Source organism: Sphingobium cloacae (assembly GCF_002355855.1).
GTDB classification, from domain to species: domain Bacteria; phylum Pseudomonadota; class Alphaproteobacteria; order Sphingomonadales; family Sphingomonadaceae; genus Sphingobium; species Sphingobium cloacae.
Map to the genome: position 1 here is coordinate 2696785 of NZ_AP017655.1, position 18355 is coordinate 2715139.

General features: G+C 66.1%; 17 protein-coding genes. 10 read left to right on the plus strand and 7 right to left on the minus strand.

The window, feature by feature from the left end:
• Window positions 1–12 precede the first annotated feature (12 nt).
• The gene (locus SCLO_RS13385; protein WP_231923234.1) at window positions 13–621 is read right to left on the minus strand and encodes a DUF2490 domain-containing protein; all 609 of its coding nucleotides are present in this window, start codon (window positions 619–621) and stop codon (window positions 13–15) included.
• 202 nt (window positions 622–823) lie between these two features.
• On the opposite strand from SCLO_RS13385, the gene fsa reads away from it, so the two are divergent.
• Window positions 824–1477 (plus strand): fructose-6-phosphate aldolase, encoded by a 654-nt coding sequence (gene fsa / locus SCLO_RS13390; RefSeq protein WP_066518802.1) that lies wholly within the window; start codon window positions 824–826, stop codon window positions 1475–1477.
• 99 nt (window positions 1478–1576) lie between these two features.
• Here the strand turns inward: fsa and SCLO_RS13395 are convergent, their stop codons facing one another.
• A complete protein-coding gene (locus tag SCLO_RS13395; protein WP_066518800.1) occupies window positions 1577–4180 on the minus strand; it encodes an EAL domain-containing protein in 2604 nt (867 codons plus the stop codon).
• Window positions 4181–4262: 82 nt separating this feature from the next.
• Entirely contained in the window at window positions 4263–5375 is a 1113-nt protein-coding gene (dnaN, locus tag SCLO_RS13400; RefSeq protein WP_066518798.1) for a DNA polymerase III subunit beta, read from the minus strand.
• 173 nt (window positions 5376–5548) lie between these two features.
• Here dnaN and SCLO_RS13405 point away from each other — a divergent pair, with 173 nt between their 5' ends.
• The 4 genes from SCLO_RS13405 (at window position 5549) to SCLO_RS13420 (ending at window position 8947) form a co-directional block, all read left to right on the plus strand.
• On the plus strand, window positions 5549–6040 hold the full coding sequence (locus SCLO_RS13405) for a hypothetical protein (protein ID WP_066518796.1): 492 nt from the start codon (window positions 5549–5551) through the stop codon (window positions 6038–6040).
• A 47-nt stretch (window positions 6041–6087) separates the two neighbouring features.
• Window positions 6088–7359, plus strand: coding sequence for a 23S rRNA (adenine(2503)-C(2))-methyltransferase RlmN (rlmN, locus tag SCLO_RS13410; protein WP_066518844.1), 1272 nt, complete (start codon window positions 6088–6090; stop codon window positions 7357–7359).
• Between the two features lie 161 nt (window positions 7360–7520).
• The gene (locus SCLO_RS13415; protein ID WP_066518794.1) at window positions 7521–8261 is read left to right on the plus strand and encodes a head GIN domain-containing protein; all 741 of its coding nucleotides are present in this window, start codon (window positions 7521–7523) and stop codon (window positions 8259–8261) included.
• On the plus strand, window positions 8213–8947 hold the full coding sequence (locus SCLO_RS13420; protein ID WP_066518793.1) for a head GIN domain-containing protein: 735 nt from the start codon (window positions 8213–8215) through the stop codon (window positions 8945–8947). Before SCLO_RS13415 ends, SCLO_RS13420 begins: the two co-directional genes overlap by 49 nt.
• Window positions 8948–9330: 383 nt before the next feature.
• Here the strand turns inward: SCLO_RS13420 and dapD are convergent, their stop codons facing one another.
• Genes dapD through SCLO_RS13440 form a run of 4 tightly spaced genes read right to left on the minus strand, consistent with a single transcriptional unit; the run spans window position 9331 to window position 12488 of the window.
• Entirely contained in the window at window positions 9331–10170 is an 840-nt protein-coding gene (gene dapD / locus SCLO_RS13425; RefSeq protein ID WP_066518791.1) for a 2,3,4,5-tetrahydropyridine-2,6-dicarboxylate N-succinyltransferase, read from the minus strand.
• The gene (locus SCLO_RS13430; RefSeq protein WP_066518786.1) at window positions 10167–10838 is read right to left on the minus strand and encodes a pyrimidine 5'-nucleotidase; all 672 of its coding nucleotides are present in this window, start codon (window positions 10836–10838) and stop codon (window positions 10167–10169) included. The genes dapD and SCLO_RS13430 overlap by 4 nt, the downstream gene beginning before the upstream one ends.
• A 50-nt stretch (window positions 10839–10888) precedes the next feature.
• Complete coding sequence (locus tag SCLO_RS13435; protein ID WP_066518784.1) at window positions 10889–11767, minus strand: LOG family protein; 879 nt, start codon at window positions 11765–11767, stop codon at window positions 10889–10891.
• Window positions 11768–11810: 43 nt separating this feature from the next.
• Complete coding sequence (locus SCLO_RS13440) at window positions 11811–12488, minus strand: extensin family protein (RefSeq protein WP_231923235.1); 678 nt, start codon at window positions 12486–12488, stop codon at window positions 11811–11813.
• A 193-nt stretch (window positions 12489–12681) separates the two neighbouring features.
• Between SCLO_RS13440 and SCLO_RS13445 the strand changes: the two genes are divergently transcribed.
• From SCLO_RS13445 to SCLO_RS13465, 5 genes are all read left to right on the plus strand, one after another.
• Complete coding sequence (locus SCLO_RS13445; protein ID WP_066518780.1) at window positions 12682–13842, plus strand: phosphoserine transaminase; 1161 nt, start codon at window positions 12682–12684, stop codon at window positions 13840–13842.
• A 108-nt stretch (window positions 13843–13950) separates the two neighbouring features.
• Complete coding sequence (gene serA / locus SCLO_RS13450; RefSeq protein WP_066518778.1) at window positions 13951–15531, plus strand: phosphoglycerate dehydrogenase; 1581 nt, start codon at window positions 13951–13953, stop codon at window positions 15529–15531.
• A 51-nt stretch (window positions 15532–15582) separates the two neighbouring features.
• Complete coding sequence (locus SCLO_RS13455; RefSeq protein ID WP_066518776.1) at window positions 15583–16713, plus strand: ATP phosphoribosyltransferase regulatory subunit; 1131 nt, start codon at window positions 15583–15585, stop codon at window positions 16711–16713.
• Between the two features lie 130 nt (window positions 16714–16843).
• A complete protein-coding gene (locus tag SCLO_RS13460) occupies window positions 16844–18133 on the plus strand; it encodes an adenylosuccinate synthase (protein ID WP_066518774.1) in 1290 nt (429 codons plus the stop codon).
• Between the two features lie 5 nt (window positions 18134–18138).
• A complete protein-coding gene (locus tag SCLO_RS13465) occupies window positions 18139–18321 on the plus strand; it encodes a hypothetical protein (RefSeq protein WP_021245469.1) in 183 nt (60 codons plus the stop codon).
• Window positions 18322–18355: the final 34 nt, after the last annotated feature.

Genomic DNA, 18355 nt, shown 5'->3' on the forward strand with positions numbered 1-18355 from the left:
AAAGCCGCTCCGTCAGATTTTCCAGCTCAACGTCAGCCACGGCACATGCGCCACCGCATCCGGACGGCGGTCGCGGAAATTCTGCTGCCGCATATAGAGAAGCTGCACGTCCATCGCCGGGCTGACGGCATGGCGCAGCCCGACCTGATGGCGCATCACTGCCAGCCCGCTCTTGTCCGAAGCCCGCGCCCGATTGAGGTGGAAGAAGACCTCCATCGCGCCCACCACCGTCCAGCGCCCGTCGCGATCCACCGGCACGCTCGCCTGAACCCGCTGCCGCAGCCGCCAGCTTGCTTCATCGGCCGTATCGAAGAATCGCTGCTCCAGCCGCGTGCGCGCAAGCCAGATGCCCTTGTTCAAGGTCACCTGCTGGAACAGGCGCATCTCCTCTTCCTTCCGCCCTTCGACATAAGCGATGCCGCCGCCGATCAGCACGCCCCGCGCCACGCGATGATCCAGTGCGACGCGAAACAAGGCTTGCTCGTCGTCCGAACGGTCGCGCCGGAAACGCTGGCTCATGTCCAGCGTCACCATGTCCGCCTCGCTCGCCCTGATCGCCAGCGATTCGGTGATCCATGCCTGACTTTCCTCTGTCACGGCCATAGCGGGCGGCGCGGCCATCAGGCCCGATGCAAGGAGTGCATCCGATAGGATGCGTGGACGCGGCAATGACGGCATGGATCGGTCCTTTGGAAAGGTGCCGCCGCCATAATGTTGCGCGCGGCGCCTTGCAAAGCCTTTGGAGGGCGCGACGATGGCGATTCCGGCTGCCAGCCGCTAAAGGGCGGGTAACGATTCGTCCCATCGCCCGGAGCATGTTCCCATGAAATTTTTCGTCGACACCGCCGACACCGCCGAAATCCGCGAGCTTGCCGCCACCGGCCTGCTCGACGGCGTCACGACCAACCCTTCGCTGATCGCCAAGTCGGGCCGCAAGTTCGTCGAGGTGGTCGAGGAAATCTGCGGCATCGTGGACGGCCCCGTCTCGGCCGAAGTCGTCGCGCTCGACCATGAAACGATGATGAAGGAAGCCGCCATCCTGCGGAAGATCGCGGACAATGTCTGCATCAAGGTGCCGCTCACCATCGACGGGCTCAAGACCTGCAAGGCGCTCACCGACGATGGCTGCATGGTCAATGTGACGCTCTGCTTCTCGGCCAATCAGGCGCTGCTGGCGGCCAAGGCGGGCGCGTCCTTCATCTCGCCCTTCGTCGGTCGCCACGACGACAATGGCTTCGACGGCATGAAGCTGATCGAGGATATCCGCCTCATCTACGACAATTACAGCTTCGCCACGGAAATCCTGGTCGCATCCGTCCGCCATCCGATCCATGTGCTGGAAGCCGCGAAGATCGGCGCGGACGTCATGACCGCCCCGCCCGCCGTCATCAAGGCGCTGTTCAACCATGTGCTGACCGACAAGGGCATCGCCGGTTTCCTCGCCGACTGGGAAAAGACCGGCCAGTCGCTGCTCTGATCGCCGGAGATCGCGAACCCGGCATCGCAGGACGGTTCCCGGGCACGAATGGATGAAGGTGCCCGGAACCCGCCATGCGCAGGACGGGGTTTCCCTGGATCAGGACGCCATCAACCGGGGCGTGGCGCTTTTCAGGCGGTTGAGGTCCACCGCCTCGCGGAACTCGACGCCCATGCGGTCCTCCTTCGACCAGCGGGCCACGGCGTCGACGAAATAATTGTCCGCCAGCTCGATGATGAAGGCGGTTCCTTCCGGCACGTTCCACAACCCTTCGATCAGCGCGCCGGTGGCCGAGATATTGCGGATGCGGGCGGCATAGACGTCGCCGTCATTGTGGACGGCGACGGTCCGCAGCATGGATTTGCGTTCCGGACGGCTGGATTTGAAGCCTTCGACCGTGGCGATGGTGCCCGTGGTCAGTTGACGCTCGATCACTTCGGCCGCGCTGATCGGCCGGCCATAGACATAGCCCTGCACATGGCTGCACCCCAATTGGCGGATCAGGTCCAGCTCGTCATGGGTTTCCGCGCCCTCGGCCGTCGTGTCCATGCCCAGCGCCTCGGCCAGGCTGACGATGGCCTTGATGATCGCGCTGTTGCGATTGCCCTTGATCGCCGCCCCGCGCACGAAGCTCTGGTCGATCTTGATCTTGTCGAACGGCGCCTTCTTGAGATAGCCGAGCGAGGAATAGCCCGTCCCGAAATCGTCGAGCGCCAGGCGCACGCCCAACGCCTTCAGCCGCGCGAACATCGAATCGGTGTCGGCATTGTCGTTGAGGAACACGCTTTCGGTGATTTCCAGCTCCAGCCGCTCGGGCGCGAGCTGGCTGGCCGCCAGCGCGTTCATGACGGTGGACGGGAAGCCGGGATTGGCGAACTGGATCGGGGAGACGTTGACCGCCACCCGCGTCGATCCCACCCATTGCGCCGCGTCCTGGCAGGCGGTGCGGATCACCCAATCCCCGATCTGGGCGATCAGGCCCGTATCCTCGGCGATGGGGATGAAGACATCCGGCCCGATCGGACCGCGCCGGGGATGCTGCCAGCGCAGCAGCGCCTCATAACCGGTGATCTGTTCGGTGACGGACGACACCACCGGCTGATAGACCAGTTGCAGCGCGTCGGAGGCCAGCGCGTCGCGCAGATCCTCTTCCAGCTGGCGGCGGTCCTCCGCATCGGCGTGCATGTCGGAGGAATAGAAGCGATAGACGCCCCTGCCGTCGCCCTTGGCCGCGTAGAGCGCCAGATCGGCGTTGCGGATCAGCGCATCGGTGGTCACCCCGTCGTTCGGGCAAGTGGAAATGCCGATCGAAACGCCGATGACGACGGACGTATCCTCGATCCGGTAGGGCTGGGATATGGTGCTGATGATGGCCTTTGCCAGATGGCACAGGGCCGCCTGATCCTGACGCCCGACCAGAAGGACCTTGAATTCGTCGCCGCCCTGGCGCCCGACCAGTCCCTGATGGCCGACCACCCGCAGCAGCCGGTCGCTGACCTGCCGCAGCAGCGCATCCCCGGCGGGATGGCCCAGCGTGTCGTTGACGCTCTTGAAACGGTCGAGGTCCAGCATCATCAACGTGCATTCGCCGGTCCGGCCATGGGGCGTCTTGATGGCGTTTTCCAGCGCCTGCATCATCTGGACGCGGTTGGCGAGGCCCGTCAGGGAATCGAACTGCGCCAGACGCGCGACTTCCGCCTGGCTCCGCTTGATTTCGGTCAGGTCGGTGCCGCTGCCGCGAAAGCCCTGGAACCGGCCATATTCGTTGAACACGGGCTGGCCGGAAATCGACCACCAGCGCTCCTCGTTCATCATCGCGGCCTGGACCGCGACATCGGCGAAACCCGAGCGGGCCGACAGATGGAAGCCCAGCGTGCGCTCACCATCGCCATGGGAACGGTTGCCGGGGCCGACGAGCTGGGTGAACGGCCGGCCGATCAGCTCCCGCACGGGCTGTCCCAGGGTGTCGGCCAGCGTTTCGGACAGATAGACCAGCAGCCCCTGCCGGTCCGTTTCCCAGAACCAGCCGCGTCCGGAGCGCTCATATTCATGCAGCAGCCGGTCGGACCGCTGCGCGCGCAATTCCTGGCGGTAGCGCGCCATGGCCTGATCGCGATCCACCCGGGCCTGCCGCACCGTGGCGATCAGCATGACCGACACGCAACTGACCGCCAGCCCGGCCTCCGTCCATCCGCCCTGCTGCAATACTGATACGAGCAGCACGCCGAGGAAATAGGAGAGACCCAGCAGCCTGCGATCCCCGAAGATGCAGACCGCCAGCAGCGCGACGGCAAATTCGGGGATGACGAAATGAAGATCGGAGGCGGTGGAGCCGCACCAGAGACTGAAGGTCAGCCCCGACAGAAAGGCCATGGGCAGCATCAGCCACATCTGGACATGCGGCATCAGCGCGCGGAACCGTTTCTGCCGCGGCGCGATCATCAGCGCGCCGTCCGCGAGCAGGATCGCCACCAGCAGGAGCGACTGCCAGGCGCTGCCCACATGAAAGAAGGCCGTTCCGTACAACGCGGAGATGCAGATCTTCGCCAGCAGCACCAGCGGCCAGAGCGCGGCGATCAGCAGGAAGGCCCGCGAAACCCAACTGGGGGAAATGTCTCCGCCGCTGTCCGCCAGCCCCAGCGACACCATCAGGCCGGGAGCGGGCGCGGCGGATTCCGGAAGAACGGGGCGTACGGGATTCATGCCCCCGTGCGTAACCCAAACTTCTTGAAAGAAACTTACCCGATGGCCCGGAAAGGATCGAATGCCGCCGTTCCGCCCCGCGTCAGACGCGCATGGGCATCAGCACGTAGAGCGCCGGGCTGCGGTCATTCTCGCGGATCAGGGTGGGCGCGGCCGCGTCGGCCAGGTGCAGTTCGACCAGATCGCTGTCGATCTGCCCCAATATGTCGAGCAGATAACGGGCGTTGAAGCCGATGTCGAAGCCTTCGCCCTGGAACGCGCCGGGCACTTCTTCCGCCGCGGTGCCGTTTTCCGGGCTGGTGACGGACAGCGTGATCTTGTCGCGGTCCAGCGTCATCTTGACCGCGCGGGTCTTTTCCGTGGCGATGGTGGCGACGCGATCCACGCCTTCCTCGAAGCCGCGCGGGTCGATCTTGAGCAGCTTGTCGTTCGCGGTCGGGATGACGCGGCTGTAATCGGGGAAGGTGCCGTCGATCAGCTTGCTGGTCAGGATCGCGCTGCCCAGGCCGAAACGGATCTTGCTGGCGGACAGGGAAACCTCGACCGATCCTTCCACCTCGTCCAGCAGCTTGCGCAGTTCGGCGATGCATTTGCGCGGGATGATGATGCCCGGCATCCCGTCCGCGCCGTCGGGCCGGGGCACCGTCACCCGGGCAAGGCGGTGGCCGTCGGTCGCGGCCGCCTTCAGCACCGGCTGGCCTTCGTCCGACACGTGGAAATAGATGCCGTTCAGATAATAGCGCGTCTCTTCGGTCGAGATGGCGAAGCGCGTCTTGTCGATGATCTGCTTCAGCGTCTCGGCGGGCAGTTCGAAGCTGGTCGGCAGGTCGCCTTCCGCGATCACCGGGAAGTCGTCGCGCGGCAGGGTCGACAGGTTGAACCGCGCGCGCCCGGCCTGGATCAGCATCTTGCCTTCCGCCGCATGGAGCAGCACCTGGCTGCCTTCGGGCAGCTTGCGGGCGATGTCGAACAGGGTGTGCGCGGAAATGGTGGTCGCGCCGGGCTGTTCCACCTGCGCGGAAATGCTTTCCACGATCTGAAGGTCGAGGTCGGTCGCCATCAGCCTGATCGATCCGTCCGCCGATGCCTCGATCAGCACGTTCGACAGGATCGGTATGGTGTTGCGCCGTTCGACCACCGACTGGACGTGGCTCAGACTTTTCAGGAGCGTTGCGCGTTCGATGGTGGCCTTCATGTCCCTGTTCTGTCCGTTCTTTTTGCGCCTGATGACCCGGCTTCGGTCGAATCCGGGTGACAATGATGGATGGTCCTTCATAGCCGCTGTGACGGCTGCGGCAAGCACTCGCTCATGCTTTCCGCGCAAAGCGAAGGCTTGCAAAAGGAATCGGCTTGGGCTTTGCCGGGGGGATGAGACATGCTCTGGCCTTCGTCCCCGCCGCGTTGTTGGCCGCCATGCCCGCGCAGGCGCGCGATTCGCTGGGAATATTCGAAGGCTGGGGCGCTTTCCGCGATCCGGCGACGCCGCGCTGCTACGCCATCGCCCAGCCCGCGAACCTTCGTTCCGGCCAGGCAGCCAGCGGCTTCGCCTCGGTCGGAAGCTGGCCGCGCCAGAAGCTGCGGGGGCAGGTGCATTTCCGCCTGAGCCGGATGCGCGGCGACAAGGCGCCGGTGATCCTCAGCATCGGCGACCGGCGCTTTTCCCTCGTCGCCGGGCAGGTCGACGCATGGGCGCCCGACGCGCGCGGAGACGCCGCCATCGTCGCGGCGATGCGGTCCGCGACCAGCATGAGCGTCCAGTCCACCGACACGCGCGGGCGCGCCTTTGCCGACACCTATGCCCTGCGCGGCGCGGCGACCGCGATCGACGCGGCTGCGCTGGGATGCGCGAAACTGCGCTGAACCGCGCGCGCTTTCAAAACAGGCGCAAATCGGCTATGGGCGCGCCTATGCAGACAGCCGCCAACCCGCTCATGCCGATTCCCGGCGCTATCGATCCTGTGCCCGTGCCGCGCGCGGTGACGCCGCGCGAGGATGGCCGGGTCGACTTGCTGGGCCTTGCCCGTGACCAGATCCGTGCAGTGCTGGAAAGCGCGGGGCTGGAGCCCAAGCAGGCGAAGCTGCGGTCCAAGCAACTGTTCCACTGGCTCTATCATCGCGGCGAGACGGATTTCGACCGGATGACCGACCTTGCCAAGCCGATGCGCGGCTGGATGGCGGCGCGCTTCATCGTCGGCCGCCCGCAGGTGGTGGAGGCGCAGGTTTCCAGCGACGGCACCCGCAAATGGCTGCTCCGATCCGACGATGGGCAGGATTATGAGATGGTCTTCATCCCGGACGCGGACCGGGGGACGCTGTGCGTGTCGAGCCAGGTCGGCTGCACGCTCAACTGCCGCTTCTGCCATACCGGCACCATGCGCCTCGTCCGCAACCTGACGCCGGGCGAGATCGTGGGGCAGGTGATGCTGGCCCGCGACGCGCTGGGTGAATGGCCCAAGGGGAATATGGGCGGTTCCATGGCGTCCGCGAATGACGACGAGGATGACGACGCCTGCCAATATTCGCCGGACGGGCGGATGCTGACCAACATCGTGATGATGGGCATGGGCGAGCCGCTCTATAATTTCGACCATGTGCGCGACGCGCTGAAGGTCGTGATGGACGGCGACGGGCTGGCCCTGTCGAAGCGGCGCATCACCCTTTCCACCTCGGGCGTCGTGCCGATGATGGCGCGGGCGGGGGAGGAGATCGGCGTCAACCTGGCCGTGTCGCTCCATGCCGTGACCAAGGATGTGCGCGACGAACTGGTGCCGCTCAACCGCAAATATGGCATCGAGGAGCTGTTGCAGGCCTGCGCCGATTATCCCGGCGCGAACAATGCGCGGCGCATCACCTTCGAATATGTGATGATCAAGGACAAGAACGACAGCGACGCCGACGCGCATGAGCTTGTGCGCCTGCTGCGCCAGTTCAAATTGCCGGCGAAGGTCAACCTGATCCCGTTCAACCCGTGGCCCGGCACCGATTATGAATGTTCGACGCCCGAGCGGATCAGGCGCTTTTCCGACATCGTGTTCGAAGGCGGCATTTCCGCCCCGGTGCGCACGCCGCGCGGGCGGGACATCATGGCCGCCTGCGGGCAATTGAAGTCCGCCAGCGAGAAGAAAAGCCGCGCGGAACTCAACCGTCTGGCGGAGGAGAAGCAGGCGGCTTTGGGCTGAACGGGTGGGGGCGGCTTTCGGGCAGGAGCGGACACTCATTCATCCGTTCGGACTGAGCGAAGTCGAAACTTGCTTCCGACCGGAGTCACGGTCGCCGCTTATCCCTTGGAACCGGAAGCGCCTTTCTGTATTATATGAATAATACAGATAAGGAGTGTGCGATGCCCCGGTCCCTTCCCCTGTCCGCGCTGCTCGCGGCGGGTCTTTGCCTGACGGCCGCCTGTTCGAAGGAAAGCGGTGGGAACGCCGCGTCCGCGGACCGGCAGAGCGTGCCGGCCGCGCAGGACTGGTCGGCGCTCAAGGGCTTCACGGCGGTCGAGGCGGTGGGGCCGGACGATGTGGTCGTGACCATCGGCGACGGCTTTGCGGTGAAGGCGGAGGGCGATCCCCATGCCATCGAAAAGCTGGAGATCACCGTCGACAACGGCCGGCTGAAAGTCGGGCGCAGATCGCAATGGACCGGCTCCGGCGACAAGGGCGCGACGATCCGCGTCACCATGCCCGCCATTTCCGCGGTGACTCTCACAGGATCGGGCGATTTCGGCCTCGACCGGGCGGAAGGCAAGGCGCTGGACCTGTCCTTGACCGGATCGGGCGACATGGAGATCGGCGCCGTGAAAGTCGGCGCGCTCAAGGCCGATGTCACCGGCTCCGGATCGCTGGAGATCGCGGGCATGGCGGAGGCGGGCCGTCTGTCGCTGACCGGATCGGGCGACATCGACGGCGAGAAGCTGAAACTGGGCAAGGCGGACGCTTCGTTGCTGGGCAGCGGCGACATCGACTTTGCGTCGGACGGCGCGGTTGCTATCACCATCGCGGGACCGGGCAATGTGACGGTGAAAGGCAGGGCGCAATGCAGGACAAGCGGCATGGGACCGGGCCAGGCGCGCTGCGCGCCCTGATCCTGATCGGCGCATGGAGCGCGGCGGGATGGCATGTCCCGGCGCAGGCGGCGAACCGGGGCTATACCATCACCAGCTTCGACGCGATCCGGGTGGACGCGCCGGTGAACGTGATCGTCACCACCGGCATGGGCGCATCCGCGCGCGCCGATGGCGACCAGCACAGGATCGACCGGCTGAAGGTGGACGTATCGGGCCGGCTGCTTTCCATCACGATGGAGCGGGCGCGATCGGGCGAAAGCGGCGGCGGACCGGTGACGCTGCGCCTGTCGACGGGACAGTTGGGCCGGATCGTGCTGACGGGCGGCGGATCGGTCGCGGTCAACCGGATGAAGGGACTGCGCGGCGAGATCGTGCTGGGCGGCAATGGCGATGTCCGCGTGGATTCGGTGGAACTGGACCAGATCGACGTGGCGCTGGCGGGCGGCGGGCGCGCGACGTTGAACGGACGCGCTGGCATCGCGAACATCCGCATCACCGGCCCCGGCGCGGTGGAAGCCGAAGGGCTTTCGGCGCGGCAGGCGAGCATCAGCAACGATGGCGCGGGCAACGTCGCCCTGACCGCCGAGGTGAACGCCAATGTGCGCGCTTCGGGATCGGGCGATGTGATCGTCGCGGGCAAGGCGGCGTGCAGCGTGGACAACCGGGGGACGGGCCGCATCGGTTGCGGCGGCAAATCCTTCTAGGGATTGCTCCTGCGACCGGAAGAGCGGCGGCAGCCCTGTGGAAAGGACGAAGCCGACCGGGCAGATCAAGCGTTGGGGGATTGCCATGCAGCCTGGGACGGCTGTTTTCGGCCAGGAGTGGACACTCACCGAATAGAAAACTTCCGTTCGCCCTGAGGTAGGGCAGAGCCCTTCGACTGACAACTTGCAGCAGTCGCTCAGGATAAACTTGGCCTAAGGGCCAAGTCGAAGACCTGTATCGAAGGGTCTCTCGCGCGCAAATTTAGTCCTTCGATACGCCACTTCGACAGGCTCAGTGACACCTCAGGACGAACGGAAATAGAGAAACCGGACAGTCCACTTCCCACGCAACCCCTCGAACGAAGCGGCCCCGCGGGGTTCGGTCAGTCGCGCAGCAGGTCGTTGATCGCCGTCTTGGACCGGGTCTGGGCGTCCACGCGCTTCACGATCACCGCGCAATAGAGGCCCGGTCCCGGCGTGCCGTCGGGCAGCGGCTTGCCCGGCAGCGATCCCGGCACGACCACTGAATAGGGCGGCACTTGTCCCATGAATATCTCGCCCGTCTCGCGGTCGACGATCTTGGTCGACTGGCCGAGGAAGACGCCCATCGACAGCACCGATCCCTTGCCGACGCGCACGCCCTCCACCACTTCGGACCGCGCGCCGATGAAGCAGTCATCCTCGATGATGACCGGATCGGCCTGCAACGGCTCCAGCACGCCGCCGATGCCGACGCCGCCCGACAGGTGGACATTCCTGCCGATCTGCGCGCAGCTTCCCACCGTCACCCAGGTGTCGACCATCGTGCCTTCGTCCACGAAGGCGCCGATATTGACGAAGCTGGGCATCAGGATGACATTCTTCGCGATATGCGATCCCGCCCGCGCGAAGGAGCCGGGCACCGCGCGGAAACCGGCGGCGCGAAAGGCCGCCTCGTCCCAGCCAGCGAACTTGCTGGGCACCTTGTCCCACCAATGGCCCGCGCCCGGCCCATTGTCGATCATCGCATTGTCGTTCAGGCGGAAGGACAGCAGCACCGCCTTCTTCAGCCACTGGTTGACCTGCCAGCCGCCGCCCTTCGGCTCGGCCACGCGCGCCGCGCCGCTGTCCAGCATGGAAAGCGCCTTGTCGACGGCCTGCCGCACCGGCCCCTGCGTCGACAGGCCGATATTGGCCCGGTCCTCCCAGGCGGCGTCGATGGTGGCGATCAGATCGTTGCTCATGGCTTTTCCCCAATGATGTCGGCCAGAAATGGCGTCAGATGGTCGGTTTCGAAATCGATGAAATCGGGATGATGATCGTGGCGGCCGCCTTCCGATCCGTTATTCACCCAGACGGTCGTCATGCCGATCGCCTTGGCGGGCCGCAGGTTGCGCGCCATATCCTCGAAAAAGGCCGCCCGCGCCGGATCGACCTTATGGGCCGAACAGAGCGCCGCATAACCCGACGGATCGGGCTTGGGCACATATTGGCAGGCATGGATGTCGTGGATCAACTCGAACGCGCCGGCCAGCCCCAGCCGGTCGAGCACCCGCCCCGCATAGTCCGCGTCGCCATTGGTGAAGATCAGCCGCCGACCCGGCAGCGCCGCGATCCGGGCGTTGAGCGCCTCGTCCACCTCCAGCCGCTCCATCGAGATGTCGTGCACATAATCGAGGAAGGCGCGCGGGTCCGTGCCATGATGGCGCATCAGGCCGGAGAGGGTCGTGCCATGCTCCATGAAGTAACGCTTCTGCACGGCCTTCGCCTCGACCGGATCGCAGCCCAGCAGCCCCTGGATGAACTCGCCCATCTTCACGTCGATCAGGCCGAACAGGTCCGTCTTCGCCGGATAGAGGGTGTTGTCCAGATCGAAGATCCAGCAATCGACATGGGCAAGGTCCGCGCGCATGACCGCGCCCTATCCCCGCCCGCCGCCGAGGGCAAGGCGGGTTGCGCCGGTCAATCGCAGCCGGGCGCTTCCATATCCTCGTAAAAGGCTTCTACCGCCGCCCATGCCTCCTCGGCCGTTTCCACCCAGGTGATGAGGTTGAGGTCGGACGGCGCGATCACGCCTTCGTCCGCCAGCGCCTCGAAATTCACCACGCGGGTCCAGAAATCCTTGCCGAACAGCAGGATCGGAATGGGCTTCATCTTGCCGGTCTGGATCAGCGTCAGCAGTTCGAAAAATTCGTCGAACGTGCCGAAGCCGCCCGGAAACACCGCCAGCGCCCGCGCCCGCAGCAGGAAATGCATCTTGCGCAGCGCGAAATAGTGGAACTGGAAACTGAGTTCCGGCGTCACGAAGCGGTTGGGCGACTGTTCATGCGGCAGCACGATGTTCATGCCGATGGTCTGCGCGCCGACATCCGCCGCGCCGCGATTGGCCGCCTCCATGATCGAAGGCCCGCCGCCCGAACAGACGACGAAATGGCGGCATCCGGCGGGATTGGCCGGATAGGCGGCGGCGATCCGCGCCAGCTTGCGCGCTTCGTCATAATAACGCGCCTTCTTCGCCAGATTTTCCGCGATGCGCTTCTGTTCCGGCGTGGCGGCGGCGTCGATCCGCGCCTGCGCCTCTTCCGGTTGGGGAATGCGCGCCGATCCGTAGAAGACGAAGGTCGATTCGATTCGCGCCTCGTCCATCAGCAATTGCGGCTTGAGCAGTTCCAGCTGGAAGCGGATCGGCCGCAAATCCTCCCGCAGCAGGAATTCGGTGTCCTGAAAGGCCAGCCGATAGGCCGCGCTCATGGTCTGCGGCGTTTCCACCGTCTTGCGGGCGTCGGCGGCTTCCTGCCTGGCGGGACGGAATTTGCGCTCGGCGATTTCTTCTTTGGTCATGAACGCCCACTAGGCAAGGGCGGCGTTCCTGCCAAGGGGGCGTTCAGCGGCAGAAGCCGCCCCGGCCGCCCATGTCGAAATGGAAATGGTCGTGATGCGCGGCATTGTAATTGGGGCTGAGCACGGTCCTGAACCGCTTGCAGGCGCTGGCATGGATGACTTCCAGAAACTGCCGCGTGCGCTTGTCGCCGTTCCAGTCCCGCTCGATGGAGATGCGCCGCCCGTCGGACAGGACGAAGGCGGACACGTCGATCGCGTTGCTGTGCGCATGTTCGGAAAGCTTGCCGCTGCCCGCGATCGGGCGGCAATTATAGGTGCCGAAGGTTTCGATCCGCACGATCTCCGCGCCCAGTATCAGGCGCGCGGCGGGTTGCACGCCATAGCGCGCCCATGCCGCGAAATTGGCGGCGAGATTGCAGGTCATCGCCCCCAGATTGGTCGCGGGCACGCCGATGTCGAGCAGCTTGACGCTGCCCAGCGCGTTGCATCCGCCGCCGAAATTCTGGTCGGGCAGGGGGGTGAAGGCGACGGACTGGGATTGCAGCTTCGCCATGCATTGCCGCACCTCCATCGAAGGCGGCGGGGCGGGCCGCGCGCTTCTGGCCGGCTTGGGCGTGCTGACGACGCGCCCGCGCGGCACGAGATCGCCGCCGCATCCCGCCAGCGCCAGGGCCGAAATTCCACTGATCGCCCATAGGGCCGCCCGCCCCACGTCCCGCACGATGATCGTCCCCTTGTCCCGCTCTCAATTGACCAGCCGATGATTTATCATGGGTTTCTGGCCAGCGGGTTAACGCCCAACTCACTTCATCGTTCCCGACATTCGGCTTGACTCTCCTTTCCAAATCTTTAGGGCGGCCAGCGGGCCACGCGGTCCCAACGCCGCGCGTGCTCTCTGTAAGGAGACGCATTACATGACTGATACGACCGCCGCAGACGCCACCCTTGCGCCTGCCGCCAAGCCGACCACCAAACCGGCTCGCCCCTTCTTCTCTTCCGGTCCCTGCGCCAAGCCTCCGGGCTGGAGCGCCGACAAGCTGAGCGCTGAATCGCTGGGCCGCTCGCACCGTTCGAAGATCGGCAAGAACCGGCTCGCCTATTGCATCGACCTGATGCGCGAGCTGCTGAACCTGCCCGAAAGCCACCGCATCGGCATCGTTCCCGGTTCCGACACGGGTGCGTTCGAAATGGCGATGTGGACCATGCTGGGCGCGCGCCCGGTGACGACGCTGGCGTGGGAGAGCTTCGGCGAAGGCTGGGTGACGGACGCCGCCAAGCAGCTGAACCTCAACCCGACGATCCTGCGCGCCGATTACGGCCAGTTGCCGGATCTGGCTCAGGTGGATTTCTCGAACGACGTGCTCTTCACATGGAACGGCACGACTTCGGGCGTGCGCGTCCCCAATGCGGACTGGATTCCGGCGGATCGCGAAGGGCTGACCTTCGCCGACGCGACCAGCGCCGTCTTCGCCTATGACATCGACTGGGCCAAGATCGACGTCGCCACCTTCTCCTGGCAGAAGGTGCTGGGCGGCGAGGGCGGGCATGGCGTGCTGATCCTCGGCCCGCGCGCCGTGGAACGTCTCGAAACCCACACCCCCGCCTGGCCGCTGCCCAAGGTCTTCCGCCTGATGAGCAAGGGCAAGCTGGCCGAAGGCGTGTTCAAGGGCGAGACGATCAACACCCCCTCCATGCTGGCGGTCGAAGACGCGATCTTCGCGCTGGAATGGGGCCGGTCCGTCGGCGGGGCCAAGGGCCTGATCGCCCGGTCGGACGCCAACGCCGCCGCGCTCGACAGGATCGTCGCGGAGCGCGACTGGCTCGGCCATCTCGCGGCCGACGAAGCCAGCCGGTCCAAGACCAGCGTGTGCCTCACCGTCGAGGGCGCCGACGAAGCCTTCATCAAGGCGTTTGCGGCCCTCCTCGAAAAGGAAGGCGCGGCCTATGACGTGGCGGGCTATCGCGACGCCCCGGCGGGCCTGCGCATCTGGTGCGGCGCGACCGTCGATGCCGCCGACATCGAGGCGCTGGGGCCGTGGCTCGACTGGGCCTACGCCCAGGCCAAAGCCGCCTGATTTCTCTCTGCCGTGCTCCTGCGAAAGCAGGAGCCTGGAGTTCAAGGGCGGAACCAGGCCGCCCTGGGCTCCTGCTTTCGCAGGAGCGCTGACACAAGGATTTCCCAAATGCCCAAGGTACTCATTTCCGACAAGATGGACCCCAATGCCGCCGCGATCTTCCGTATGCGCGGCGTGGAGGTCGACGAAATCACCGGCAAGACCCCGGAAGAACTCAAGGCGATCATCGGCCAGTATGACGGCCTCGCCATCCGCAGCTCGACCAAGGTGACGCAGGAGATCCTCGACGCCGCCACCAACCTGAAGGTCGTGGGCCGCGCCGGCATCGGCGTCGACAATGTCGACATCCCCGCCGCATCGGCCAAGGGCGTGGTCGTCATGAACACCCCCTTCGGCAACTCGATCACCACGGCCGAACATGCCATCGCGCTGATGTTCGCGCTGGCCCGCCAGCTTCCCGAAGCCAATGCCCAGACGCAGCAGGGCCTGTGGCCGAAGAACGGCTTCATGGGCGTGGAAGTCACCGGCAAGACGCTGGGCCTGATCGGCGCGGGCAATATCGGTTCGATCGTCGCCAGCCGCGCGCTGGGCCTCAAGATGAAGGTCGTCGCCTTCGATCCCTTCCTGACGCCGGAGCGCGCCGTGGAAATGGGCGTGGAGAAGGTCGATCTCGACACGCTGCTCGACCGGGCGGACTTCATCACGCTGCACACGCCGCTGACGGACCAGACCCGCAACATCCTGTCGAAGGAAAACCTCGCCAAGACCAAGAAGGGCGTGCGCATCGTCAACTGCGCGCGCGGCGGGCTGGTGGACGAAGCCGCGCTCAAGGCGGCGCTCGATTCGGGTCATGTCGCGGGCGCGGCGCTCGACGTGTTCGAGAGCGAGCCGGCCAAGGACTCGCCGCTGTTCGGTACCCCCAACTTCATCTGCACCCCGCATCTGGGCGCATCGACCAACGAAGCGCAGGTCAATGTCGCGCTTCAGGTGGCCGAACAGATGGCCGACTTCCTCGTGTCGGGCGGCGTCACCAACGCCCTCAACATGCCGAGCCTGTCGGCGGAGGAAGCCCCCAAGCTCAAGCCCTATATGGCGCTCGCCGAAAAGCTCGGCAGCCTGATCGGCCAGCTGGAAGGCGACGCCATCACCGCCGTCGCGGTCGAGGTGGAGGGCCATGCCGCCGAACTCAACCAGAAGCCGATCACCGCGGCGGTGCTGGCGGGCCTGATGCGCGTCTATTCCGACACGGTGAACATGGTGAACGCGCCCTTCCTCGCGAAGGAACGCGGTCTCGACGTGCGCGAGGTGCGCCACGACCGCGAGGGCGATTACCAGACCCTCGTCCGCGTCACCGTCACCACCGCGAACGGCGACAAATCGGTCGCGGGCACGCTGTTCGGCCATGCCAGCCCGCGCCTCGTCGAACTGTTCGGCATCAAGGTGGAAGCCGATCTGGACGGCACGATGCTCTACATCGTCAACCAGGACGCGCCCGGCTTCATCGGCCGCCTGGGTTCGACCCTGGGCGAGGCGCAGGTCAATATCGGCACCTTCCACCTTGGCCGCCGCAACCAGGGTGGCGAAGCCGCCCTGCTGCTGTCGGTCGACGGCGCGGTGACCGAAGGGGTGCTCGCCGACATCTGCAAGCTGGCGGGCGTCAAGACGGTCAAGCTGCTCCGTTTCGCCTGACAATAAGGTTGGGGGCTGGCCTTGGACGCATAATCCGCTAAAGGCCAGCCCATGACCAGCTTCCCCCCCGGCCTCCTGCCCGAAGGACTGTCCGACCGCCTGCCCCCGCAGGCGGAAGCCTCCGCCCGCCTCGCGCGCCGCGTGCTCGATACGGTGGCGACGCACGGTTATGAGCGCGTCATGCCGCCCCTCGCCGAGTTCGAGGACACGCTGGTCAGCCGTCTCAAATCCATGCGCGCCGAGGATATGGTGCGCGCCATCGATCCCGTGTCGCAGCGCAGCCTCGCTCTCCGCCCGGACATGACCGCGCAGGTCGGCCGCATCGCCGCCACCCGCCTCGCCGGCGCGCCGCGTCCCCTGCGCCTGTCCTATTCCGGGCCGGTCCTGCGCCTGCGCGCCAATCAGCTCCGCCCGGAACGCGAACGCTTGCAGGTCGGCGCGGAACTGATCGGCAGCGATAGCGTCGCCGCCGCCGTCGAGATCGTGAACGTCGCCATCGAAGCCCTGCAAGCCGCAGGCGTCACGGGCCTCACCATCGACTTCACCCTGCCCGACCTGATCGACACGCTCGCCGCCGGACCGCTCCCTCTCGCGCCGGAGGAGATCGAGGCGGTCCGCGCCGAACTCGACGCCAAGGATGCGGGCGCGCTTGCCGCGATCGGCCCGGCCGCCGCCGCCTATCTCCCGCTGATCGAGGCGACCGGCCCCTTCCATGCGGCGATGGAGCGCCTCGAAGCGCTGAACGCCCAGCTTGGCGGCGCGATCGACAGCCGCATCGCGGGCCTGCGCGCCATCGCGAAGCCGATCGGCTGGGACATCACCCTGACGCTCGACCCCACCGAGCGCCATGGCTTCGAATATCAGAACTGGTTCGGTTTCTCGATCTTCGCGGACGGCTTCATCGGGGAGGTCGGGCGCGGCGGCAGCTACGCCATCGCCCGCGCCGATGGGAGCAACGAACCGGCCATGGGCTTCTCCCTCTACCCCGATCCGCTGATCGACGCGGGCTTCGGCGGGGAAGCGCCGCGCCGCCTGTTCCTGCCGTTGGACCATGACGCGGAGCGCGCCGCCGCCCTGCGCGCCGAAGGCTGGCACACCATCGCCGCCCTCACCGGCGACGAGGATGGGGAGCGCCTGCGCTGCTCCCACTGGCTCGATGGCACGGAGCCGCGCGCTTACTGACTTGACTTCACCGGACGGTCGCGGCTAACCGCCGCTCCGCACAGGGCGCTGCGCCCATCCTATCCCACCGGCATGTCGAGTCCCGTCGAAGGGCATGCCCGGTCCGCGCGGCGGGCGGAGGACTATATCCATGGCAAATGTTACCGTGATCGGCGCTCAATGGGGCGACGAAGGTAAGGGCAAGATCGTCGACTGGCTGTCGGAACGGGCCGATGTCGTCGCGCGATTCCAGGGCGGCCACAATGCGGGCCACACGCTGGTCGTGGGCGAGAATGTCTACAAGCTCTCGCTGCTCCCCTCGGGCATCGTGCGCGGCACGCTGTCGGTCATCGGCAATGGCGTGGTGCTCGACCCGTGGCACTTCCGCGATGAGGTCGCCAAGCTGAAAGGGCAGGGCGTCGCCATCACCCCGGAAAACCTCCAGATCGCGGAAACCTGCCCGCTGATCCTGCCCTTCCACCGCGACCTCGACGGCCTGCGCGAGGATGCGTCGGGTGCGGGCAAGATCGGCACCACGCGCCGCGGCATCGGCCCGGCCTATGAGGACAAGGTCGGCCGCCGCGCGATCCGCGTCTGCGATCTCGCCCATCTCGACGATCTCGGCCCGCAGCTCGATCGCCTGACCGCCCATCACGACGCCCTGCGCGCCGGCTTCAACGAAGCCCCCATCGACCGCGACGCGCTGATGGCGGAACTGCGCGACATCGCCGCCTTCATCCTGCCCTTCGTCAAGCCCGTCTGGCTGACGCTCAACAAGGCGAAGGCCGAAGGCAAGCGCATCCTGTTCGAAGGCGCGCAGGGCACATTGCTCGACATCGACCACGGCACCTATCCCTTCGTCACCTCCTCCAACACGGTGGCGGGCACGGCGGCGAGCGGCACCGGCCTTGGCCCCGGCGGGGCGGGCTTCGTGCTCGGCATCGTCAAGGCCTATACCACCCGCGTCGGCTCCGGCCCCTTCCCGACCGAGCAGGAGAATGACATCGGCCAGCGCCTGGGCGAACGCGGCCATGAATTCGGCACGGTGACGGGCCGCAAGCGCCGCTGCGGCTGGTTCGACGCGGTGCTGGTGCGCCAGTCGGTCGCCGTGTCGGGCGTCACCGGCATTGCGCTGACCAAGCTCGACGTGCTCGACGGGTTCGAGGAACTGAAGATCTGCGTCGGCTATCGTATCGGCGAGACGGCCTACGACTATCTCCCCGCCCATGCGCAGGATCAGGCGAAGGCGGAGCCGATCTACGAAAGCATCGAAGGCTGGCAGGACACCACGGCGGGCGCGCGGAGCTGGGCCGACCTCCCGGCTCAAGCGATCAAATATATCCGCCGGATCGAGGAACTGATCGGCTGCCCGGTCACGCTCGTCTCAACCTCTCCAGAGCGCGAGGACACCATCCTCGTGCGCGACCCCTTCGCGGATTGATCGACATGGCCGGTGATCGCTTCGAGCGCCACAAGCAGCCCTGGACGGCGGACGAGCTGCAAAAGCTCCACACGCTCGCGAAGAAGGGGATGGCCTTGAAGGCGATCGCCAAGGCCCTCACCCGCAGCGAGGAATCGGTGAAGGCCCGCGCCAAGCAGGACGGGCTTTCCATCGCGAAGCTGCGCTGATCCGGGAGGCTTTGGGGAAACTCCTACAAATCCT